Here is a 21,801-nt window from a genome sequence, read left to right on the forward strand (position 1 = left end):
GGCGAACTGGTGGATCGAGATTGGTGCATTCTGAGGGCAGGCGTTTCGTTTTGTAACCGGAGCTCGGGGGCATCCCGATCAAGCGGGGCCGCTTCGAGGCTGCAACATCACAGGGCCCGGGGATTGCCTGCGCGTCCAAATCCCATGCCACAACACGTTGCAGCTCGCGACAGCAGAGCACGAACGCCGTGGAACAACCCTTACGATCCCTGGGTCTGGCTGCATTGGCAGCTCGTTCCCCTGAACCTGACCCATGGGATTGCCCTGGTATCGGGTGCACACAGTCGTCATTAACGACCCCGGCCGACTTCTGGCCGTGCACCTCATGCACACAGCCCTCGTTGCCGGCTGGGCCGGCTCGATGGCTCTCTACGAACTCGCCATTTTTGACCCTTCGGATCCAGTCCTGAATCCGATGTGGCGTCAGGGCATGTTTGTGATGCCCTTCATGTCCCGCCTCGGTGTCACCGGGAGCTGGGGAGGCTGGAGTATCACCGGTGAAACCGGTGTTGACCCTGGCTTCTGGAGCTTTGAAGGCGTCGCTGCTGCCCACATCATTTTCAGTGGCCTGCTGATGCTGGCCGCCATCTGGCACTGGACCTACTGGGATCTTGAGATCTGGCAGGACCCCCGCACAGGGGAACCTGCTCTTGACCTTCCCAAGATCTTCGGCATCCATCTGTTGCTTGCCGGACTGGGCTGCTTCAGCTTCGGAGCTTTCCACCTCACTGGCGTCTTTGGCCCAGGGATGTGGGTCTCGGATGCCTATGGAATCACTGGTCACCTTGAACCGGTTCAGCCGGCCTGGGGGCCAGAAGGATTCAATCCCTTCAATCCCGGTGGCATTGTTGCCCACCACATCGCTGCTGGCATCGTCGGCATCATTGCCGGCATTTTCCACATCACATCCCGTCCCCCGGAGCGCCTTTATAAGGCCCTTCGGATGGGCAACATCGAAACGGTTCTGGCTAGTGCCATCGCAGCTGTTTTCTTCTCGGCTTTTGTGGTGGCTGGAACGATGTGGTACGGCGCTGCTGCCACACCCATCGAGCTGTTTGGCCCTACCCGTTACCAATGGGATCAGAGCTACTTCAAAACAGAGATCAACCGTCGCGTCCAAACCGCAATGGACGAAGGGGCCTCAGCGAAAGAAGCCTACGGAGCCATTCCGGAAAAGCTTGCCTTCTATGACTATGTGGGCAACAGTCCTGCCAAGGGCGGCCTGTTCCGCGTTGGCCCCATGGTGAATGGTGATGGCCTTGCCACTGGCTGGGTTGGCCATATCTCCTTCACCGATAGCGAAGGCCGTGATCTCCAGGTTCGTCGGATTCCCAACTTCTTCGAGAACTTCCCTGTGGTGATGGAAGACAGCGAGGGCATCGTCCGCGCTGACATCCCATTCCGCCGCGCTGAAGCGAAATACTCCTTCGAACAACAAGGAGTGACTGCAACGGTCTATGGCGGAGCTCTCGACGGACAAACCTTCACTGATCCTGCGGTCGTGAAGCGTCTGGCCCGTAAGGCTCAACTGGGTGAAGCCTTTGAATTCGACCGCGAAACCTATAACTCGGACGGCACCTTCCGCAGCTCACCACGAGGCTGGTTCACCTTCGGGCATGCGGTCTTTGCCTTGCTGTTCTTCTTCGGACACATCTGGCACGGTGCTCGCACCCTTTATCGCGACGTGTTTGCTGGTATCGATCCCGATCTTGGCGAACAAGTTGAGTTTGGTCTGTTCCAGAAGCTGGGCGACCGCTCAACCCGTCGACTTCCCGAGGGCTTTGTGCCCCCGGCAGGCTCACCTCTTAGCTGATCGCCCTACCGGAGACTCTCGATGGACAGCCTTGCTTACATCCTCATCCTCACCCTGGCGATTGCCACTCTCTTCTTTGCGATCGCATTCCGCGATCCCCCGAAGATCGGCAAGTGATTCAGGTTTCCTTCAATCAACCCCGCCATCAGGCGGGGTTTTTTATTGGGAAAAACGATCAATTCAAACCTTGATGCCGATAGCAAAACCAAAGAACACGGAATCGCCCACTTCTCATCGCTCGACAATGCGTCTAAACTTGGAACAAATTTGATTTAAGGAGCCGCGCGGGCGTGCAGTGCCCTTCCTGCCAAAACACAGATAGTCGGGTGCTGGAATCCCGTTCTGCTGACGGCGGAAAAAGTGTGAGGCGGAGGCGTGAATGCCTCAATTGCGAATTTCGCTTCACCACCTATGAACGGGTGGAGACGATGCCTATAACGGTATTGAAACGCAATGGCAACCGTGAAACCTTCAGTCGCACCAAACTCCTTCACGGACTTGGTCGCGCCTGTGAAAAAACCGGTTTATCGGCAGACCGACTGGAAAATGTCGTCGATGAACTTGAGCTGTCGCTCCAGCAACGAAGCAGCAGGGAAGTGTCTAGCCAAGAGATCGGCGAGCTTGTCCTGAACCAGCTCAAAGACCTCAATGAAGTTGCCTATGTGCGCTTCGCCTCTGTCTATCGCCAATTTCAGGGAATCAGTGACTTCGTCGCCACCCTCGAAGGCATGCACAGCAGCAGCAACGGCAAGCTTGTCGTCGTTTGAGCCTGGGGCTGATCTGTAGGATGAAAGATCGATTGCCTGAGGTCGGCGGGCCTCAGCATCCTTCTTTTCGCACTGCCTCAGGGCAGACCGCCAACCCTCCATGTCTGTCACCTCCACTGATCAGGTTCAGGATCCAGCAGCAACCAGCGAGCAGGACGCTGCAATTGAAGCCACCGGCGCAGAAGCCATGGCTGAAGCCTTCGCCGAAGAGGATCTGAGCATTCCGGAGGATGTGCCCACTGCTGACGACCCCAGCAGCCGAGCCAACCCAAGCGATCTGGAGAGCGCAGGCTTCTCTATTGATGAGTTTGCTGCTCTGCTGAGCAAATACGACTACAACTTCAAGCCCGGCGACATCGTCAATGGCACGGTGTTTGCGCTTGAGTCGAAAGGGGCGATGATCGATATCGGCGCCAAGACGGCAGCCTTTATGCCGATGCAAGAGGTCTCGATCAACCGGGTCGAAGGCCTCAGTGATGTGCTGCAACCCGGAGAGATCCGCGAGTTCTTCATCATGAGTGAGGAGAACGAAGACGGTCAGCTCGCTCTCTCCATTCGACGCATTGAATATCAGCGGGCCTGGGAACGAGTCCGTCAACTGCAGAAAGAAGACGCCACGATCTACTCAGAAGTGTTCGCCACCAACCGTGGTGGTGCCTTGGTTCGCGTTGAAGGCCTGCGCGGCTTCATTCCTGGCAGCCACATCAGTACTCGCAAGCCGAAGGAAGAGCTTGTGGCCGACTTCCTGCCACTGAAATTCCTCGAAGTGGACGAGGAGCGGAACCGCTTGGTGCTCAGCCACCGCCGTGCGCTGGTGGAACGCAAGATGAACCGCCTCGAGGTGGGCGAAGTTGTGATTGGCACCGTGCGTGGCATCAAGCCCTACGGCGCCTTCATCGACATCGGCGGTGTCAGTGGCTTGCTGCACATCTCTGAGATCAGTCATGAACACATCGAGACCCCCCACTCGGTGCTGAACGTGAATGATCAGATGAAGGTGATGATCATCGACCTTGATGCCGAGCGGGGACGCATCTCCCTCTCCACCAAAGCCCTCGAACCCGAACCCGGTGACATGCTCACCGATCCTCAGAAGGTGTTCGACAAGGCAGAGGAGATGGCAGCCCGCTACAAGCAGATGCTGCTCGAGCAGGCTGAAGAGGGCGAGGAGGCCTACGGCGGCATGATGGGTTGATCATCTCCTGAAATGAATGGCTCAGTTGCTGCTTAGGGGCGAGCTTCTGGGTGAGATTGAAGGGGTGCTGTTCGATAAGGACGGCACCCTTTCCCATAGCGAACCCAGACTGATCACACAGGGAACCAGTCGCATCCGTGCGGCCTGCCAGTGCTATGCCGACATCACGGCCGGCTCAGATCAACGCGACAGTGCTGCTGAAACAAAGCTCAGGGCGCTACTCCATCGCGCTTACGGACTCTCCGACCAAGGCGTCAGCCCTGACGGCCTTCTGGCTGTGGCCTCGAGGCAACACAATCTTCTAGCAACGGCAACGGTGTTCAGCCTGATGGGCCTGAGCTGGCCGAGGGCTCTCCTGCTGGCAGAGCGAACCTTTGCAGAGGCCGTCAACAACGAACTGGGCCTTGCCAAGCTCGACAAGCCGATGCAATCCAGCCCGTTATTACCAGCGGCAAGAACATTTATCGACCAACTCAGAGACGCCGGGGTCATCTGTGCAGTGATCAGCAATGACACCCGAGCGGGTATTCAGGCCTTTTTACGCAGCCACGGACTGGACGGTCACATCGCCGGCATCTGGAGCGCAGAGGATCTGCCGAGCAAACCCAATCCGGAGGCCGTCCAAGGCCTATGCAAGATCTTGGGGCTGAACCCCCGTCAATGCGCCCTGATCGGTGACGCCGATTCTGATCTGCTGATGGCTCGTCAGGCAGGCGTCAGCCATAGCCTTGGTTATGTGGCGGGCTGGCAGCAAGATCCCGACCTCACAGAGCACGAACATCTCATCACCCACTGGAGCGAACTGAAGGTGACTGGGCGCAGCAACTGCTCTTGAGACCAACCCTTAAAGTCTCGGACGAACTAGAGCGCTCATGAGCCAATACGTCTTTACTTCCGAATCGGTGACGGAAGGACATCCCGACAAGATCTGCGATCAGGTCAGTGATGCGGTCTTGGATGCACTGTTGGCACAAGATCCTTCCAGCCGAGTCGCCTGCGAGACAGTTGTGAACACTGGCCTCTGCATGATCACTGGCGAGGTGACCTCCAACGCCCAGGTGGACTTCATCCACCTTGTCCGCAATGTGATTAAGGAAATCGGCTACAGCGGAGCCCGTGCCGGTGGCTTTGATGCCACGAGTTGTGCCGTACTGGTCGCTCTGGATCAGCAGTCGCCCGACATCGCCCAAGGGGTGAACGAAGCCGACGACCATGCCGGTGATCCCCTGGACAAAGTGGGGGCCGGCGACCAGGGGATCATGTTTGGCTATGCCTGCAACGAGACGCCAGAACTGATGCCCCTTCCCATCAGCTTGGCCCATCGTCTCTCCCGCCGCCTGGCTGAAGTTCGCCACAACGGCAGCCTCAACTACCTCCTCCCGGATGGCAAAACCCAGGTCAGCGTCGTCTATGAAAACGACAAACCTGTTGCGATCGACACGATCCTGATCTCCACGCAGCACACTGCCGAAGTTGACGGCATCAGTGATGAACAAGGCATTCGTGAGCGCATCACGGAGGACCTATGGACCCATGTGGTTGAGCCGGCCACCGCAGACCTAGCGCTCAAGCCCAGCCGTGAAGGCACGAAGTATCTGGTTAACCCCACCGGCAAGTTCGTGGTGGGTGGTCCCCAGGGCGATGCCGGGCTCACAGGCCGCAAAATCATCGTGGACACCTACGGCGGCTATGCCCGTCACGGTGGTGGAGCATTCTCGGGCAAGGACCCCACCAAAGTGGACCGCTCGGCAGCTTACGCCGCACGTTATGTGGCCAAAGCCCTTGTGGCTGCTGGCCTTGCTGAGCGTGCGGAGGTGCAACTCAGCTACGCAATCGGTGTCGCCAAGCCGGTCTCGATCTTGGTTGAAGCCTTCGGCACCGGCAAGGTGAGCAATGCTGAGCTAACCAACTTGGTGCAACAGCACTTTGATCTGCGTCCTGGCGCAATCATCGAAACCTTCGGTCTACGCAACCTCCCACAACAACGCGGTGGTCGCTTCTACCAAGACACCGCGGCCTATGGACACTTCGGCCGCCCCGACCTCAACCTGCCCTGGGAGGATGTCAGCGCCAAAGCTGAGGCCCTGCAAAAAAGCTGAGATGCCATGACCCCGCTGGCGCTCGGAATTGATCTGGGCACCAGCGGTGTACGCATTGCGGTGATCGATGCAGCCGGTCACATCCTCCACAACACAGCAACGACGTATCGGCAAGGACTTCAACATCCAGAGGACTGGAAATCCAGTTGCCGCAGCCTGATTCAGGCCATCCCAGCCAACCTTCGCTCAGCCATCCAAGCCATCGCTGTCGATGGGACCTCTGGCACGCTTCTGGCCTGCGATCATCACGGCACGCCCATTGGCCATGCACTGAGCTACGCCCAGTCCTGTCCAGAATTCGCTGAGACGCTGATGGGTCTGCTCCCTGGAGGTGGGCCAGCATCCAGTTGCAGCGGCAGTCTGGCCCGGGCCCTTCGGCTGATCCAAGAGCACGGGGAAGGGCTGCTGCTCCGCCATCAAGCTGACTGGATCAACGGCTGGCTGCTTAACGACTGGCAGTGGGGGGAAGAAGGCAACAATCTCCGCCTGGGCTGGGACCTTGAACGGGGCCAGTGGAACGAAGCGATTGCAACTCTGCCCTGGGCAGACAGTCTGCCGACGGTGCGCCCGAGCGGCAGCGACCTGGGCAGACTCGCGGCAAAGCCTGCCCAGGAACTGGGACTCTGCAGCGATGTCACCGTGGTGGCAGGCACCACAGACTCCAATGCTGCGGTCCTCGCCGCCAATCCCGGTGACAACGATGGCATCACGGTGTTGGGCAGCACTCTGGTGCTAAAGCGCTTCACAACCAAGCCCCTGACAGGCCCTGGCATCACAAGCCACCGAGTGGCAGGTCGATGGCTATGCGGTGGCGCCTCCAACAGCGGCGGAGCCGTCCTTCTCCAACAGTTCCCAGGCATCAATCTCGATCAGCTCAGCCGCCAGATCAATCCTGAACAATCCAGTGGCCTAGAGCTTCGTCCACTCCCTGCTCCTGGGGAACGCTTCCCCTCTGACGACCCAACGCTGCAACCGGTTCTGACACCCAGACCAGTGAGTGATTGCTTATACCTCCATGCCCTTCTAGAGGGCATGGCCCGGATCGAAGCTGAGGGATGGAAACGATTAACGGAACTGGGAGCTCAACCTCCAAAACGGGTGATCACATTGGGCGGAGGTGCCCGCAACCCTCAATGGAGACGCTTGCGTGAGCGCATCCTCCACTGCCCGGTGCTCACCTGCCTCACGCCTCCAGCTGCAGGAGTAGCCCGCCTGGCCCTCAACCACCTGCAGGGGAAGGGGCTGACCGCGAGGCCCTGAGCCGAGCGAGAATTGGAGTCGATCCGATTCCTGCGTCAGTGCCCAGCAAATTGCGCGATGCTCTTGCCATCGGCCTGTTTATTGTTCTAGCCGGCTACGTGACCTTCAGCGGGATGCGGCTTGGCGTCCTGCTCTGGCAGCATTTCTCCTAATTCGCTGATCATCGCCTTCGCAGACGTGAAGGCTGCCCTTCACCCTCTTACTCCCCGCACGATCCATGGCTGCAGACCCCCTCACTCCCGCCGTTAGTGACCGCATCTGCCGGCACATGAATGATGATCACAAAGAAGCTGTTCTGCAGTATGCCCAGCATTACGGCGGAATGATCGACGCCAAGTCCGCCTCGATGACGGCAGTGCATCCAGAGGCGATGGAACTGAACGTCGATGGCAAAGCCGTCGAGATTCGCTTTGATCACCAGCTCACTGACAGTGATGATGCCCACCGCACCCTGGTTGCGATGCTGAAGGCCATGCCCAGGAGCGACTGAAGACTGCAGACAGGGGGGAACGCTTCGGCAAGCTGTGAATCGATCGATGTGGTCTTCACTCTGCGGAGGGATCCAGGATCTGCTGATCCAACCGGCCTGCGCCATCTGCATGCAACCACTCGCCAGCCTCACCAATGCAGAAGAGCCGTGCCCAAAGTGTCGGCAGTGCCTAAGCCTTGCAGACATCCCCCTTCAAGGGTTGGATCCGCTGCCGTGGTTAGCAGCAGCCCGCTATGAGGGCCGATTCCGCCAGATCCTCTTCAAGCTAAGGCGAAGCCAAGAGCCAAGATTGCTGGCATCCCTGATCGGCGCTCTCAACCAAACCCTGCCAACCGATGCTGTTTTGGTTCCCATTCCAAGCTGGAAACGGGCGAGCCGGGCCAACCCGATCCCCAACCTGATGGTGAAGGCTTTAGGTCGGGAGCATCGGCCTCTACTGCAGCGATGCCGAGCCGCTGTCGGCCAGCACCATCTGAATCGGAAGCAGCGCTGGCAGAACCAAAGGGATGGCTTCTATTGCGATCGCGAAAACAGCATTGAAGTACGTCAGTCCCGCAAGGGGGTGTGGATCGTCGATGACATTCTCACCACTGGAGCAACCGCCTATGCGGCTTACCTGACGCTCCAGCAATCCAACATCAATGTCCAGGGTGTCGCCTGTCTGGCACGTACGCCTAAGGCAGTCAGGCACTCGCGCCTGCCGGCTGCACAGACCGGCTGTGATCTACAATTCATAAGTCGCGAAGGCGACGGGCCGGGATAGCTCAGTTGGTAGAGCAGGCGACTGAAAATCGCCGTGTCCCCAGTTCAAATCTGGGTCCTGGCATTGAGACGCAAACAGGTGAAGGCCCACACTATGGACAGGGTTTTTAATAACGCCGACAGTTTTGCTATGGCCTTTGATGATGCATGGAAGGCATCAAACAGAAAACCATCCGAGCAAGATCTCAGCGTAGACGAAAGAGTTAAGGCCATCTTCACTGACTACATCAGCGATCATCCCTTCCTCCTATCTGAACCGGAGCAAGCAAAAAAAGTGGCAGATTTCCGAATCAGACTGCTTGATCTGGGCTGACGTTCACGATCAGGCCGACAGAAGATCGATCTGAGGGTCATCAACGTAGATCGTCTCAGGCTCCTGGAACTCGATCAACTGATCAGCCGCATCGTCCGAAGCCTGGTCAGATTGAATGACATCGGGAGCAGCGGGAGCGATCTCGGCCTGATCCACTTGAAGGATTTCGCGGAGGTCGGTCAAGCGCCCTCCAACAACATCAAGCAGCTCATGCAAATCGCCGCTTTCTGTTGCGACAGAGACTTGCTGAACGGATTCTTCAAGCATCTGGCAGCGTCGTTCAACGTCAAGAATCCGAAGCGTCAACGATTCAGCAATATGCGTAATTTCATGAAGCTGGCGACAGACATGCTGCAGCAAACAAGCCTCGGTCACGTTTGCCTTCAAGTCCATTTCTCACGACAGCGAAGTAGGCGAATCGTATCGATCCTCACCCCCCTGTCCAGCGCCAAAGGATTAGCTGCGACCATGGTCGTCAAGAATGCCTCGCGCACCAAAGCACCTCCACAAGGATGCAGCCGAAACAGCATCAGCAGCATCACCTTATGGACACAGGCAAGGACAAGCTGAACAGGGCTCTCCGCCATGGATCAATCACTCACCCGCCTGACCCAAGGCCTCAGAGCGAGCTTCAGCAACAAACGCCAGGCTTTTGAATCCCCCCCTCTGTACGGGAACATCCTCGTGCGCCTTCACCCCCTCACCCACTGGCGTCCAGGCTCTCTTCTTTTGGAGCAGGCCGATGCCATTTCTGCCGCCGATCCCTATCGCGTGCGGGCGCCGAGAGCTGACATCGCCCCAAAACGCGGGCTGATCATCCACAACCATTCCAGCAAAGAAGCCCAGAGGTTCTGGGCAGACATGGGTCACCAGGAACGACGCAAACCGATCCAAGAGGATGACTTAAACCGACTTGAAGGCTGCACATACATGATCAAAGAAACACCAACAAGCTTTCGATTCGATCGCGGCCACGATCGAATCGTGCATGAACACCTTTGGGTTGCAATTACAGAACCATTCCGCTTTGAGAAGACACAAGATTTCTTTTCTGAAACACCAAAAGCCTGGATCAACAAACTGAATGAAGCCCAGACACACATGCCAACCGCCCCAACCCTCCAATGACAGACCTCAACTCCCTCCTTCAATCAGCCGACAAGAATGGCGAAGTCATTCACACAATCAATGGCTCAAGGTTTCGCATCGACCTAAAGCCTGACGACATCAGGCTCTGGTACGAAACCCTTGAATCTCTATCAACACCTTGCAACCTCCTACTGGCCTGCCAACATGGCGGCGGCAACCTTAAAGATACCTGCCTCACGTGGGTGGTTGGGTCTGCAATTCGCCCCTTTCAGATTGAATCTCCCGAAGAAGTTGCGCCCCTTCTACACAGCCTTGGCATTGAACTCAATTTGGCCAGATCGCTACCAGATCACTGCCCAGGCCTAGCATCTGAGACAACATGGGCATTTTATCTGGACCGACATGGTCAACTCAGCGCATCACCAGTGCTGAACCGTTCAGCCCGTAACAGCTAAAGCGCTAGCCATGCAAAGCAAGGAGATCCAAAAACTCTGCGAACAAGCTCAGGTCTGTGGCCTCCAACACAATCACCACATCCCCGAGGAACTACGGAAGCGCATCAACATTGCAGACACAAGCAAACAGCAGCTCTGCCCAGACGATGTGAATCAAATCTGCCGCTGGTCAGGCACAGACCCAAGCGCCATTGTTGCTCTCCAGGAGGCAGCAGAGCATTTGGTTAACCAAACAAAAACGCAATTGATTAAAAACCATCCGGAACTGATTCTCCCGGGTGGGGGCCTGCACCCCGAGCAACGTGCCGAAGCATGCTGGAGAGATTGCTGGAATTTTCTACGTGTGTGCATCTATGCAGTCGCATCTTCTTGCCCGCACTGCACTGACGATGAGGGCATGAAAGCCGTACGCGCGCTTTACGCATTCATGGCCGTGCCGATGGACGGCATGAACCTGGCTCTAGAAACCCTTGAGGAACTCTGCAAGACACGACTCGATGCAACGTCCAACCGCAAAGAAGCAGAGTGCGCCCAGCAAGCCTTTCAGCACATGAGAGAGCAACTCAATCAAACTTCAATGAACAGCTGCTAAGGATGCGAGCGGCCACCTGCTTGCAGGGGTGAGGATGCAACCCAAGTATTTTTACCCAGCAAGTCTCAGATGTCTCTGCCACTGCTGACCTACCCACTTGAGGCTCAGAACTCCCGCGTCAGCAACCTGGCTGGAGACAGCAGCACGGTCAAAGCTCAGCCGCAAGGTTCGGCCAGCTCATCCGGCGAAAACCTGAGAACAACGATTGACTGCCAAATTGAACGCGCGTATCAGCAAGTGTTCTTCCATGCAATGCGCAGTGACAGAGATCCGAATCTCGAATCACAGCTGCGCAATGGAACCATCACCATGCGCGATTTCATTCGTGGACTTCTCCTGTCTGAACGCTTCCAACAGGGGTACTACCAATGCAGCTCCAATTACAGAATGGTCGATCAGGTGGTGGGACGCGTGCTCGGTCGCCCGGTCCATGGAGACGCTGAGCGACGTGCATGGTCAATCGTGATCGGACACAAAGGATTTACACGCTTTGTCGACGAGCTTCTCGATAGTGAGGAATATATGAATTCGTTCGGATACGACTTAGTTCCGTCACAGCGTTCTCGTGTTTTACCCGGGCAAGCAACTGGTGAACTTCCCATTTACCAATCGTTTCCGCGTTATGGCGCTGATTGGCGTGATTCGCTCCAGAATCGTGCGCCAAGTGAGGCTGCGAATCTCATCGCACAGTTAAAGGTTTCAGAGGCTTGGGCCAATGGTCAACCGCCTGCATGGGCCCTCAAAGCTTGGCTGGCCTTTGCAATCGTGGGAGGATTCGAACTTGTACGCGTGTTCTTGACCATCACAATCTCAATGCTTAGCAACTGAGAAAGAGATTTTAATTGCCATTCACCAAGAAGCCAAAAGAGTGACCTCTGCGTCTCAATCGAGGCTAATCAATAGACAACTTATAAAAGACTTGACCATTTCCTCCCGATTCAGAGCCGCGCTCGGGAGGAAGACAAAGCTTATCAACAGATCGGCCAAGGCAATCCAAGAAGGCTACAGATCAAGCTGTAGGCTCACCAAAAACTGCGAAGCAGCCAACCAGAGGCGCGGCAAGCCAGGCGAATGCAAAGCAACGTTCAAGAAGCTTGCGGAAATTGAACAATCCATGTATATGACCAGGGCAGGCACTTTAGCAATCTTGCGGAAAACTTTTTGTTGCAAGCGCATGAAGGCCTGGATTCGGCTTAGGCCAATCGTTTTAAGCTAACTGATACAAATCATTTTTTAGAGATCAGCAATGGTTGCCATCAAGCCGACCCGCGATTTCACAAGCCTCAATCGAGTTTCATACGCCGTCAAAAATTCAGCAAAGCTCAAACAAGGCAAGGCAATCAACGTTTACAGAGAGGAAATCGATCAGGGCGTGCTCCTGACTCGCGTCGGCGAGCCATCCACCAGCATTCATGAATACAAAGAGAATCTCTGCAACGCCATGGGCCTTGGCATCGGCCCAAGGATTCACAGCGAGTGTCCCTTTAGTAGCACTGCTGATCAATTCGCAGCGACAGGAAGCGATGCCCTAAAGGCAACGATCTCTGCTGCTTACAAGCAAGTTCTTGGCAACTTAGGGCCCATGGGCAGCCAGCGTTGCAGCGAACTCGAGTCCCAGCTCTCAAACGGAGACATCAGCGTCCGTGATTTTGTTGCCGGCCTGGCCAAATCTGACCTCTACAAGCAAAATTACTTTTTCAAGGTTTCCCCCATCCGTGGCGTTGAACTGAACTACAAGCACCTTTTGGGGCGTCCTCCTCTTAACCAAGCGGAGGTCAGTGCAGCAATCAGCCTGATTGCAGAGCAGGGATTTGATGCTCTCGTTGAGAAGATCACACACTCAGGTGAATATCTCGAGGTGTTCGGCACACAGACAGTTCCCTATCAGCGGGCTTGGACATCTGAAGCAGGCAAGTACTGCTCAACCTTCGTCAACCTGGCTCGGATTTCGCCAGCCAATGCAGCCTCAGACACCATCATCGAAGGGCGTAGCCAGCTCGTGATGGAATTCACCAATGCTCGCAGCATTAGCGGTGCAGGCAAGGGCTATGACGTCAGCGGATTCGTCTACTCCAAAGCAACCAGCGATCCAACATCCGAAGCATTCCGCAGGATGTACCAATCCAAAAATTGCAAATCCTGGGCCTGAGCCAACGTCAAGCTCGAACCAAGCACCAACGTTATGGGTCTAGTACAACACTAGGCCTTTCAATCAGTTCCTTCAAAGCACCGGACCCTTATGGTTTCGGTGCTTTTTTCATCCCCATTCCACTAGCCATTGGCCTAGACAACAAGCGCAGCCACTCGCTCTTGCTCTGGCTGTTGCGCTTGCATCATTGAGCCCAAAAGCTGTACGGACTCACAACTCAAGACTGTATTCAGCATCGACCTAAAGCATGAATGGCAAAATATCGTCAATGACGACCCTGTCATTGACGACAAACAAGCCAATCATCAGCGGGATGATGAGTCTCGCTCCTAAAATCAGACATCTGTTTCTAAATGAATGAGAGTCAAAGACTGACCATCCCGCCGAGCATCAAGCACAACTTTCCAAGCAAGCTGCGTATGCAGCAAACACAGCGTAGAAGCAGAACGCCAAGGAGGCCTAGAGCGAGTCTTGTGTTTGAGAGCCAGGCTTTATTATTGAGATGATTTGATCGTGAGAGCCTGAAGCGCGAATGTCACGTCCTGCATCCTTGAATCTTTGGGAATGGTCAGCGCCGGAGGATGCACGAGCCAATGACACGCAACAAAGCCCCCTCGATGCGCGAGGGGCTAACTGGAATGGTGAGGATTTGGGCCCATCTGATTTACGTGAAGCCCAACTCTGCCGTTGCGATATCCGCGGTGCCAATCTCAGTCAATGCCAACTGGAAGGTGCAGATCTTCGACTCGCCCTTTACGACAGTCACACCGTCGTGCCTGAAGGATTTGAGCTGCGAACAAGCGGTGCAGTCGGACCAGGAGCAAAGCTCAATGGTGCATTCCTCAACAACAGCGATTTAAGGGGCATGGATCTTCGCGGAGCAGTGCTGCTGGGCTCTTATTTGAGCGGAGCAGATCTCAGTGGGGCCATTCTTGACGGGGTGTCCTTGGCGGGATCGGATCTTCGCTCAGCCAACCTGCGGGGTGCGATGTGTCGTGGCACCCGTTTCGGCACTTGCGAAATGCAGATGACGGACATGAGAGGCGCCGATCTAGAGAACGCGGCCTTGGACACGGTCGAATCGATCAAAGGAGCTGACTTCTCGCTCTGTTCCGGCCTGGAGAAAGCTCAGATTGAAGCCCTGCTGGCCAGAGCTGTGGAGGAATTGGACTGCTGGAATCCCCATACCAGGGCAACGACCCGTTCCAGCCTTGAATCGCTGCTCCCCTCCTCAGCAAGCTTGAGCACTTGAGGGGAAGCACTGGCAGGCGCTCGGCTAAAGCAGGAAAGGCACCAATAGCCGAAGAACTGTCATGCCACGCAACATTCGGACATACTTGATTGAGGTTTATAAAGAACAAGACCGCTCACGGCGCTTCTGAAGGACTATTAACAAGCGAAAACGCGAGAACCTACATGCCCTTCGGTCCTGCCTCGCTTTTGGGGGTCGAGCGCTTCTCGGACGAGAGTGAGGCTCCCCTTGAACTTCTTCCCGGTGACGAAGATGCCAAGAAGGAGCAAATCATCCGTGCCGTCTACAAGCAGGTGCTTGGCAACGCCTACGTGATGGAGAGCGAGCGTCAGCTCATTCCCGAATCCCAGTTCAAGCTGGGCGAGATCAGTGTGCGGGAACTGGTTCGCCGCATCGCCAAGAGCGAGCTCTACCGCAGTCGCTTCTTCGATACCTGTGCGCGCTACCGCTATATCGAACTCACCTTCCGCCATCTGATGGGTCGGGCACCGGAAGACTTCGAGGAGATGCGCGAGCACGCTGAACGCCTCGACAGCAAGGGATATGACGCCGATATCGATAGCTTCCTCGATTCAGCCGATTACCAAAACGCCTATGGGGAGTGGACTGTTCCCTTTCAACGCGGCTGGAAGACCGAATGCTGCACCACACTCCAGGAGTTCACCTGGAGCTTCCAACTGCTGCGAGGAAACAGCAGCAGCAGCTTGAAGGGTGATCTCGCAGGCAAGAGAAGCAAACTCGGTGGTGCCGCATATCAGAACCTCCCTCTTCCCGTGATTCCGCCATCCTCTGGCGAAACCACTGGTTGGAGCTTCCGACCCTCACGAAATCTGCAGGACGCACCCACGCGACTGGGTGTTGGTGCGGGAGAGGAAGGCGTGACCTACCGCGTGGAAGTAACTGGATACAGCGCCAATGATCTGCGTCGCATCTCGCGCTACACCCGTTCCAACAGGGTGTTCTATGTGCCGTTCGACAAGCTCTCAGAGCAATTCAAACGGATCCACCGCGAAGGCGGAAAAATCGCAAGCATTACACCGGTGACCTGATCCATTCAGGAACAAGCACTCGAAATCAACACTCCCCAACTCCCCCTCAACCTGAACCATGGCCACCAATCAAGTCTCAACCGGATTCGGCGCTGAAACCAAGTGGAGCAGCCCAGTCAGCTTCAAGCACAAGACGAAGTCCGCACAGAAAGCGGCCCTAACCAACGGCGAATTCCTCAAGCAGTCGTGTGATCAGATGAGCATCGGGGTCGGTCCCCGCAGCCATGAAGACTGCCCCCATCGCGTCACTTTTGAGTGCTATAGCCCCTCCGATGCATCAGCGCTGAATGATGTCATCGCTGCCGCCTACCGCCAGGTGTTCGGCAACGCCCATGTGATGGATTTCGAGCGTTCTAATGAGCTGGAAGCACAGCTTTGCAACGGAGAACTCGATGTTCGTAACTTCATCCGTGGCCTAGCCAAGTCAAGCTTCTACAAGAGTCGGTTTTTTGCCGCCGTGGCCCCACAGCGCGGTATCGAGCTGAACCTCAAACACCTTTTGGGCCGTGCTCCTCATTCTCAAGCCGAAATCGGTGCGAAAATTGCCCTGCAGGCAGAGCACGGACACGATGCACTGATTGACAGCATCATCGATTCTGCCGAATACCTCGAAGTGTTTGGCAGCGATGTTGTTCCTTATGCTCGCGCCTGGAATTCTCCCGCTGACCTCTCAACAGCAGCATTCCCAATGCTGGCGGCTCTTCAGAAGAGCTTCGCAGGCAGCGACAGTGCTCGAGGCGGCAGCAGTGCGCTCACCAGCAGCATGGGCAGCGGCATGGCACCCCGCATTAGCCTGACCTCTCAAGCTATTGGCATTCGCCCAAGCGCAAGCTTCGCGAAAGGTCGGATCGCCAGCAAAGATCCAGGCGTCACGAGCGGCAAGGATTCCGCTCCGATGCGTGGTGATTCCTACGTGTTCTTTGGGCTTGGCCAGAGAGAACAGGAAACGTACCAGCGCTGCCCCGGCGATAGCACCGATCAACTGAACGCTCTCATCCGTGCTTCATACAAGCAAGTGATGGGCAACCCTCATCTGATGGAGTTCGAACGGGCCATTTCAGCTGAAAGTAAATTCATTGACGGCTACTTGAGCACACGAGAATTCGTGCGTGCTATCGGTCTTTCGGCCGAATACAAGCGCCGTTTCTTTGAAACCAACGCTCCTTACCGTTTCATTGAGCTGAACTTCAAGCACTTCTTGGGTAGGGCTCCTAAATCACAAGCCGAGATCAGCGAACACACCCGTATCCTCGCCGAAGGTGGTTACGACGCTGAAATCAGCAGCTACGTGGATTGCGAGGAGTACCAAAGCACCTTTGGGGAAGATACAGTCCCCTTCGCTCGCATCCTTTCTGAAAACGGCCGTTCACAGGTTGCCTTCAACCGCCATCTCAAACTGGCAGAAGGTTATGCCGCCAGCGACACGGTACAGACGAGTTCTGCCCTGGTGACCTCGGTGGCAACGAAAACAGTGCCTGGTGGCTGGAGCTCAACGACCACCCGGATCAATCGCACAGGCACCCAATCTGGCTCTCCTGATCCCACCACAAAGCGGTTCCGGATCGTTGTTGCTGCTCAGTCAGCACGCACGCGCCAACGCACAGCAGGGAGCACCTACTTGGTGTCCGGCAAGGACATGTCCAGCCAGATGAAGTACATCCATGCTCGCGGCGGCAAGATCGTCTCCATCACTGAAGTGATGTAAGACAAAGCAGTCGCTTTGAACAATAGGAGTCTTGATTGATCAAGGCTCCACCGACACTTCTCCCTATTCCCAGACCAATGACGGAAACCACAACCCTTGCAGCGCCAGCGAATACTGACCTCGGCCACGCTGAAGAGGTCATCCAAAGCGTCTACAAACAGGTGTTTGGCAACCGTCATCTGATGGAGCTGGATGTGAATCCATCTCTTGAAGCATTATTCATCAACGGTGATCTGACTGTTCAAGGTTTTGTTACTGCACTTGCCCAGTCTGAAACCTACAAAAAGCTGTTCTTAGAAAGCAACAGCCCTTACAGGTTCGTCGAACTCAATTTCAAGCACCTCTTGGGGCGCTCACCTCATGATCAAGCTGAATTGATAGATCATGTCAGGCGATTCAATGATGAAGGCTACGAAGCTGAAATTGAAAGCTACACATACAGCGAAGAGTATCTCTCCTCATTTGGTGTTGACCAAGTTCCATACAACCGCTCCAAACAGACAGTAACCGGTGGCAGAACGATCAATTTCACACGATCCACTGTTATGGAAAGTGGCTTTGCTGGATTTGATGGAGCAGAGCGAAGCTCAAAGCTGCTGAACAGCCTCACCACAGGCGATGTTCCAAACATCGTCAATCGCAAGGGTGTGGGCAATGGCAATACGCTCGCGATCACTTGGAGCTCTGGCAGGCAGATCGGAGCCAACCGTCGTGCTGTCCAGCGATCTGTGGTGAGCCAAAGCTCAATGTCTGCCACGATTCAAAGCATTCTGGCTCAGAAAGGCAAAATCCTCTCTATTGCGAAGACTTAAGCCTTTGCGTGATGGCCACCACCTCTATCGTTAGTCCTGTCATGATTGGACTTGGCAAAAGCCAACCCTGACAGGGCAAGTATATATACCCACTAGCTCAGCCTCAAAATCCTCAAATCATGCCAATTCTCCGGAATACAACCAGCACACAGTCGAATCAAACAGAAGAGTTCCAAACTTCTGTCTCCTCTGTGCCCATGGCCATGTCCATGATGGTTGACTCGATGGTGAGCATGATGAAGAACAACCTTGAGCCCGCCCAAACCAACACGATTAATCCGCTAACTCACAACGATGAATATTGAGCAATTTGTTGCTCAAAGTGCAGGCGAATGGCGATCGATGCGCTCTGGCCATTCTCTCGCATTTCAACAATTTGAAGATGTTCTTAGCGAAGTTTCAATCGAAGCCATAAGTCCCAAAAGCGAGGCAATTGCAGAGTTAATAGATAAATCAAATTTATCATCTGATTCAAAATTTCAATCTCCATTCAAAATGGAATGGAGTGCCGAAAGCGATTGGGAGCCCGATGATCCAAACGAAGTATCGAGCGGATCATGCATTATTATTCCGATTCCAAAAGACAGTAAATCAGGCTGGCTACTGAGAAGCTTAGGCTATGCAGAATCAGTCCCTGCAGAATCAAGCTATGAGTTCCTTGATGACGGAACATTCATCCTGAATACAAAGTACGATCAGTCAATGGCAGAGGAGAGAATTTGGTTTGTATCCGAAAATGTACGGTGTCGATCATCCGTCTTGAGAACCTCAGAGGGATCTGGCATCTTGCAAACATCATTCGCGTCTGAGGTTAGAAGAATCAAGGCCTAATCATCCAATTACACAACCACATGAATCCAGACGATATCCTTAGGTTCACCAAAACGCTTGCAGGCATCTACGATAATTTCACACAGGCACAAGAGAATCCCAAAGACTTTGCCCGTATCCATATTGTCTTCAGGCCATTACCATGGTCAATCTTTCAGGGTCCCGGATTTTATTCAGAACAATATTACGATTACGCTCCATGGGATCCATACCGGCAAGGCATTCATCGTCTTAGGGTCGAAAACGAAATATACGTGATGGAAAATTTTGGCTTTGCCAACAAAGAAAGGCTGGCAGGAGCAGGACGAACTCCAGAACTACTTGAAGCAATCGATGCCCAAAACCTAGAGCCCCGCTGTGGTTGCTCGATGCATTTCATTGAAAGCAAACCAGGACATTATATTGGCAATGTCGAACCCGGGAAAAAATGCCTCGTCCCGAGAGATGGAAACCTCACCTACCTAGTTAGCGAAGTTGAGGTCGATCAAGACACGTGGATTAGTCGCGATCGTGGCTTTGACCCCCAAACAGATGAACCAAAATGGGGCTCAGAGCATGGCCCACTTCGCTTTGCCAGAGTACAAACAATATCAGAACTAATTACACCCAATTGGGCAAAGATAAGTCAGTAATGCATGGAAAATAGCAAAAAACAAATCAAGGCCTGGATTCGATCTCAACACCTAATATGCGAAGGAACTGATTTTGTTTTTGAGACAGTCGATCAAACACAGCTTGAGAAATTTGAACAGTGTGTTGAATCAATTGGTGGACGAGTGAGGACTGTGAAAGCAGTGGGGAATTGGCCCATGGGTCCTAACAGGTCATTTAAAATCCTAAGAGCGATCGCCAGTGTACCCAGACCTGGGGGAGAAGAACTCGTCACATACTGGGCAAAAAAAGGAAGCAATCAGACACGATACTCAGACATCAATACCTGATTCAGTCGTCAAACCAACCCAACCATGTTGGCTTTGAAAAATCAGTGTGCTTGCTCCATTTTCGCAGAATCGCAAGTGAATCAACTGAAAAACCCCTCGCCTGCGCAATGGATATAATTTCATCTTGGTTCAATGCCGCCTTGATCTCATCCCTCAAAGACTGATCCGAACGAGCTTGAGTAATAAAATCCTCAAGAATCTGATCCTGCTGAGCATCAGACATGGCTATTAAAAGTCAGGTAGTCAACAATGCAGGGCTCAAGACCGACCGTCTCCAGCGCCTTCCATCAGCATAGCTCTCCAGCAAGACAGTTGACGAAAAGCCCACGACCAGTGGCAAGGATCCGCCTGACGCACAGACTCTTGAACAGCTCTTTCCTGACTCAAGAAATCCTGGTCATACAAATCAGACCAATCCGAGGCAGTGAAATCAAAGCCCTGACTTTGCCCATAAGCAATAATTTGTTCATGCGTGGCAAGCCCCTTAAGACCTGTAGCCAGCTCATGGGAGCGGACGACTTCATCAATAAAGCGATGTAACTCCTTAGCAGACATCAGCAACTCTCGATCCAAACCGCAAAATTTGCTTTTTTGCAGATCATTTGCAGAACCAAAGGACCACCGGGGCAGCGAAGTAGGCGCCAGGGTATCTCCTGGTTCGTCACGCCAGAATTCACAAGGATTTTAGGGGGCAGAGTCGCCTGATCCAAGGGGATCACAGCAGCACCTGTCAGAGTAGAGTCAACCGATTGAACGAGGTTACGAAGAGAATCAATCTCTTCGACTTGGTTGAACTGGTCCTGAAGTGAGGGCTGAGAAGCGATTGCATCGACAAAACGGTGCAAGGCTTGTTCCGCTTCAGCAGAGACAGGCATAATACGCAAGTATCTGTACAGAAGATTACCAGATACAAGCTGCACCCATTCAAAGCTGGCACTGTTACAAAGAGGTGCAAGCTGGAGGTGCTAATTTTCGAAGAATGAAGCCACGTCGGTCATGTCTGAAAGATTCGATATTTTATTTGAGGGGCTTCCAGAAGAGAAAGCGCTGGAATTACTGAGAACCAACCCCGAAGAGCTATCCAATCCAGTCGAGAAATACACAGCAGCAACAAGGCTGGCTGCCTGTCGTAGCGATCGATCACTAGAAGGTTTGATCGAAGCCATTGAGCTAGATCCAGAAAATCTGTTTAACCGGATCACAAGGCGTAAGGTTCTTGAAGCGCTAGGAAGACGACGAGATCCAAGAGCTTTGCCAGCACTTTTTACAGCTCTAGGGTTTGACGACGAAGCATCGGTGATCAACGCCGTGGATTCGATAGCACAAATTGGAGCCCCTCTTAGCAACCATCAAAGTGAGCAGCTCCTTTCTGCACTCAATGGCAGCGACAACCAGAAGCGTTCCGTGATTCAAACCCACGCTCGTCTTGGCATCGCCTCCGGAGAACAAGCGATTGCGGCCCTAGAACGGGATGACAACCCGCTCGTTGCCGGCGCAGCTCGGGCTTATGCAGCCAAGGTGCATGGCCAATTCGACCAACTCGCCCCCCTGATCCCGCAGCTGACCGATTCGATTGCCGGTCGACGGCGGGCCGCTGTGATCGACCTTGGCGATGCCGGTGACGTCAGCGTTCTGCCCCATCTCGTGACGTGCCCGGTGTCGATGCCGTTGCGGGCGAAAAGTGCGTTTCAACTCGTCGATCCCCAAAAGAGTGGAACGGTTCCGATCGCGCACAGCGACCTCATCATTCAACTCCTGCAAGACGACCCTTCAACGCTTTCACTCCAGCACGACTGGATTTGCAGCGAAGAGATCGCGGAAATCGAAAAAAACCTGCAGCACAGGGATGAAGGTAAACAATACGGGGGAGCATTAAGCGTGATAAAAATGCCGAAGGGGCAACAACTCGATACAATTGATCACATCCATTCGCGCTTCTGGAGTGATTACGGAGTCAACTATCTGCTGACGGCAGTTGTTGGCCTTCAGGGCCTACAAGAACGTAGTGATCTTGTCCGCACCGCCCTGGCTGAGACGCTGCCGCAGTACGCCAAGTCACGCGTAGCAGCAGCTTGGTCCTGCCTGAGGCTAGGGCTGAAAGACCAGGTAGAGCCGCTTATGCAGATTCAGCAGACGACAAGCTGGCTGCCTCTCAAATGGAGCTGCGAGCAAGTCCTGAAAGGGTTGTGATGAATTCCGCAACCGCAGCAGACTGCGGTGCCGCTAG

26 protein-coding genes and 1 tRNA gene are annotated in these 21,801 nt (G+C 54.4%); 23 read left to right on the forward strand and 4 right to left on the reverse strand.

Annotated features, from left to right (window positions below):
- Positions 1-253: 253 nt before the first annotated feature.
- The 11 genes from psbB to DXY10_RS03850 all read left to right on the forward strand — a co-directional run bounded on the left by psbB (position 254) and on the right by DXY10_RS03850 (position 8,699).
- Complete coding sequence (gene psbB, locus DXY10_RS03800) at positions 254-1,813, forward strand: photosystem II chlorophyll-binding protein CP47 (protein ID WP_115016389.1); 1,560 nt, start codon at positions 254-256, stop codon at positions 1,811-1,813.
- Between the two features lie 21 nt (positions 1,814-1,834).
- A complete protein-coding gene (locus DXY10_RS03805; protein ID WP_028953714.1) occupies positions 1,835-1,930 on the forward strand; it encodes a photosystem II reaction center protein T in 96 nt (31 codons plus the stop codon).
- 173 nt (positions 1,931-2,103) lie between these two features.
- Positions 2,104-2,580, forward strand: coding sequence for a transcriptional regulator NrdR (nrdR, locus tag DXY10_RS03810; protein WP_115016391.1), 477 nt, complete (start codon positions 2,104-2,106; stop codon positions 2,578-2,580).
- 100 nt (positions 2,581-2,680) lie between these two features.
- Positions 2,681-3,775, forward strand: coding sequence for a 30S ribosomal protein S1 (locus DXY10_RS03815; protein ID WP_115016393.1), 1,095 nt, complete (start codon positions 2,681-2,683; stop codon positions 3,773-3,775).
- Between the two features lie 16 nt (positions 3,776-3,791).
- Positions 3,792-4,610 (forward strand): HAD family hydrolase, encoded by an 819-nt coding sequence (locus tag DXY10_RS03820; protein ID WP_115016394.1) that lies wholly within the window; start codon positions 3,792-3,794, stop codon positions 4,608-4,610.
- A 37-nt stretch (positions 4,611-4,647) separates the two neighbouring features.
- Positions 4,648-5,874 (forward strand): methionine adenosyltransferase, encoded by a 1,227-nt coding sequence (metK, locus tag DXY10_RS03825; protein ID WP_115016396.1) that lies wholly within the window; start codon positions 4,648-4,650, stop codon positions 5,872-5,874.
- A 6-nt stretch (positions 5,875-5,880) separates the two neighbouring features.
- Positions 5,881-7,134: an FGGY-family carbohydrate kinase gene (locus DXY10_RS03830; RefSeq protein ID WP_115016398.1), complete on the forward strand. Its 1,254-nt coding sequence runs from the start codon at positions 5,881-5,883 to the stop codon at positions 7,132-7,134.
- Between the two features lie 217 nt (positions 7,135-7,351).
- A complete protein-coding gene (locus tag DXY10_RS03835) occupies positions 7,352-7,624 on the forward strand; it encodes a DUF2470 domain-containing protein (protein ID WP_115016399.1) in 273 nt (90 codons plus the stop codon).
- A 46-nt stretch (positions 7,625-7,670) separates the two neighbouring features.
- Complete coding sequence (locus tag DXY10_RS03840; RefSeq protein ID WP_115016400.1) at positions 7,671-8,387, forward strand: ComF family protein; 717 nt, start codon at positions 7,671-7,673, stop codon at positions 8,385-8,387.
- A tRNA-Phe gene (locus DXY10_RS03845) sits at positions 8,378-8,450 on the forward strand. The genes DXY10_RS03840 and DXY10_RS03845 overlap by 10 nt, the downstream gene beginning before the upstream one ends.
- A 15-nt stretch (positions 8,451-8,465) precedes the next feature.
- A complete protein-coding gene (locus DXY10_RS03850; protein ID WP_371410912.1) occupies positions 8,466-8,699 on the forward strand; it encodes a hypothetical protein in 234 nt (77 codons plus the stop codon).
- Between the two features lie 9 nt (positions 8,700-8,708).
- Here the strand turns inward: DXY10_RS03850 and DXY10_RS03855 are convergent, their stop codons facing one another.
- Positions 8,709-8,966 (reverse strand): hypothetical protein, encoded by a 258-nt coding sequence (locus tag DXY10_RS03855; RefSeq protein ID WP_170953946.1) that lies wholly within the window; start codon positions 8,964-8,966, stop codon positions 8,709-8,711.
- Positions 8,967-9,284: 318 nt separating this feature from the next.
- On the opposite strand from DXY10_RS03855, the gene DXY10_RS03865 reads away from it, so the two are divergent.
- The 11 genes from DXY10_RS03865 (at position 9,285) to DXY10_RS14810 (ending at position 19,574) form a co-directional block, all read left to right on the forward strand.
- Complete coding sequence (locus DXY10_RS03865) at positions 9,285-9,827, forward strand: CpcT/CpeT family chromophore lyase (protein WP_115016404.1); 543 nt, start codon at positions 9,285-9,287, stop codon at positions 9,825-9,827.
- A 426-nt stretch (positions 9,828-10,253) separates the two neighbouring features.
- Positions 10,254-10,835 (forward strand): phycobilisome polypeptide, encoded by a 582-nt coding sequence (locus DXY10_RS03875; RefSeq protein ID WP_115016408.1) that lies wholly within the window; start codon positions 10,254-10,256, stop codon positions 10,833-10,835.
- A gap of 69 nt (positions 10,836-10,904) precedes the next feature.
- Positions 10,905-11,663: a phycobilisome rod-core linker polypeptide gene (locus DXY10_RS03880; protein ID WP_115016410.1), complete on the forward strand. Its 759-nt coding sequence runs from the start codon at positions 10,905-10,907 to the stop codon at positions 11,661-11,663.
- Between the two features lie 418 nt (positions 11,664-12,081).
- Positions 12,082-12,984: a phycobilisome rod-core linker polypeptide gene (locus tag DXY10_RS03890; protein ID WP_115016414.1), complete on the forward strand. Its 903-nt coding sequence runs from the start codon at positions 12,082-12,084 to the stop codon at positions 12,982-12,984.
- A 532-nt stretch (positions 12,985-13,516) separates the two neighbouring features.
- Positions 13,517-14,236 (forward strand): pentapeptide repeat-containing protein, encoded by a 720-nt coding sequence (locus tag DXY10_RS03895; RefSeq protein ID WP_115016416.1) that lies wholly within the window; start codon positions 13,517-13,519, stop codon positions 14,234-14,236.
- Positions 14,237-14,400: 164 nt separating this feature from the next.
- The gene (locus DXY10_RS03900) at positions 14,401-15,285 is read left to right on the forward strand and encodes a phycobilisome linker polypeptide (protein ID WP_115016418.1); all 885 of its coding nucleotides are present in this window, start codon (positions 14,401-14,403) and stop codon (positions 15,283-15,285) included.
- A 58-nt stretch (positions 15,286-15,343) separates the two neighbouring features.
- Positions 15,344-16,990 carry a phycobilisome rod-core linker polypeptide gene (locus DXY10_RS03905; protein WP_115016420.1) on the forward strand — a complete coding sequence of 549 codons (1,647 nt, stop codon included), beginning with the start codon at positions 15,344-15,346 and terminating at the stop codon, positions 16,988-16,990.
- 77 nt (positions 16,991-17,067) lie between these two features.
- On the forward strand, positions 17,068-17,802 hold the full coding sequence (locus tag DXY10_RS03910; protein ID WP_115016422.1) for a phycobilisome rod-core linker polypeptide: 735 nt from the start codon (positions 17,068-17,070) through the stop codon (positions 17,800-17,802).
- Between the two features lie 294 nt (positions 17,803-18,096).
- Positions 18,097-18,633, forward strand: a complete 537-nt coding sequence (locus DXY10_RS03920; RefSeq protein ID WP_115016426.1) for a phycobiliprotein lyase — start codon at positions 18,097-18,099, stop codon at positions 18,631-18,633.
- A gap of 20 nt (positions 18,634-18,653) precedes the next feature.
- Entirely contained in the window at positions 18,654-19,265 is a 612-nt protein-coding gene (locus tag DXY10_RS03925; protein WP_115016428.1) for a chromophore lyase CpcT/CpeT, read from the forward strand.
- Between the two features lie 3 nt (positions 19,266-19,268).
- Positions 19,269-19,574 carry a CpeR family transcriptional regulator gene (locus tag DXY10_RS14810; RefSeq protein ID WP_115016430.1) on the forward strand — a complete coding sequence of 102 codons (306 nt, stop codon included), beginning with the start codon at positions 19,269-19,271 and terminating at the stop codon, positions 19,572-19,574.
- A 1-nt stretch (position 19,575) separates the two neighbouring features.
- Here DXY10_RS14810 and DXY10_RS03935 read toward each other — a convergent pair whose 3' ends face one another.
- Genes DXY10_RS03935 through DXY10_RS03945 form a run of 3 tightly spaced genes read right to left on the reverse strand, consistent with a single transcriptional unit; the run spans position 19,576 to position 20,449 of the window.
- Positions 19,576-19,797, reverse strand: coding sequence for a Nif11-like leader peptide family natural product precursor (locus DXY10_RS03935; RefSeq protein WP_115016432.1), 222 nt, complete (start codon positions 19,795-19,797; stop codon positions 19,576-19,578).
- A 35-nt stretch (positions 19,798-19,832) separates the two neighbouring features.
- Positions 19,833-20,129, reverse strand: a complete 297-nt coding sequence (locus DXY10_RS03940) for a Nif11-like leader peptide family natural product precursor (RefSeq protein WP_244281918.1) — start codon at positions 20,127-20,129, stop codon at positions 19,833-19,835.
- The gene (locus tag DXY10_RS03945) at positions 20,129-20,449 is read right to left on the reverse strand and encodes a Nif11-like leader peptide family natural product precursor (RefSeq protein WP_115016435.1); all 321 of its coding nucleotides are present in this window, start codon (positions 20,447-20,449) and stop codon (positions 20,129-20,131) included. Before DXY10_RS03945 ends, DXY10_RS03940 begins: the two co-directional genes overlap by 1 nt.
- A gap of 121 nt (positions 20,450-20,570) precedes the next feature.
- On the opposite strand from DXY10_RS03945, the gene DXY10_RS03950 reads away from it, so the two are divergent.
- Complete coding sequence (locus DXY10_RS03950; RefSeq protein WP_115016437.1) at positions 20,571-21,764, forward strand: HEAT repeat domain-containing protein; 1,194 nt, start codon at positions 20,571-20,573, stop codon at positions 21,762-21,764.
- Positions 21,765-21,801: the final 37 nt, after the last annotated feature.

It is taken from the genome of Synechococcus sp. UW140 (genome assembly GCF_900474295.1).
Taxonomy (GTDB): domain Bacteria; phylum Cyanobacteriota; class Cyanobacteriia; order PCC-6307; family Cyanobiaceae; genus Synechococcus_C.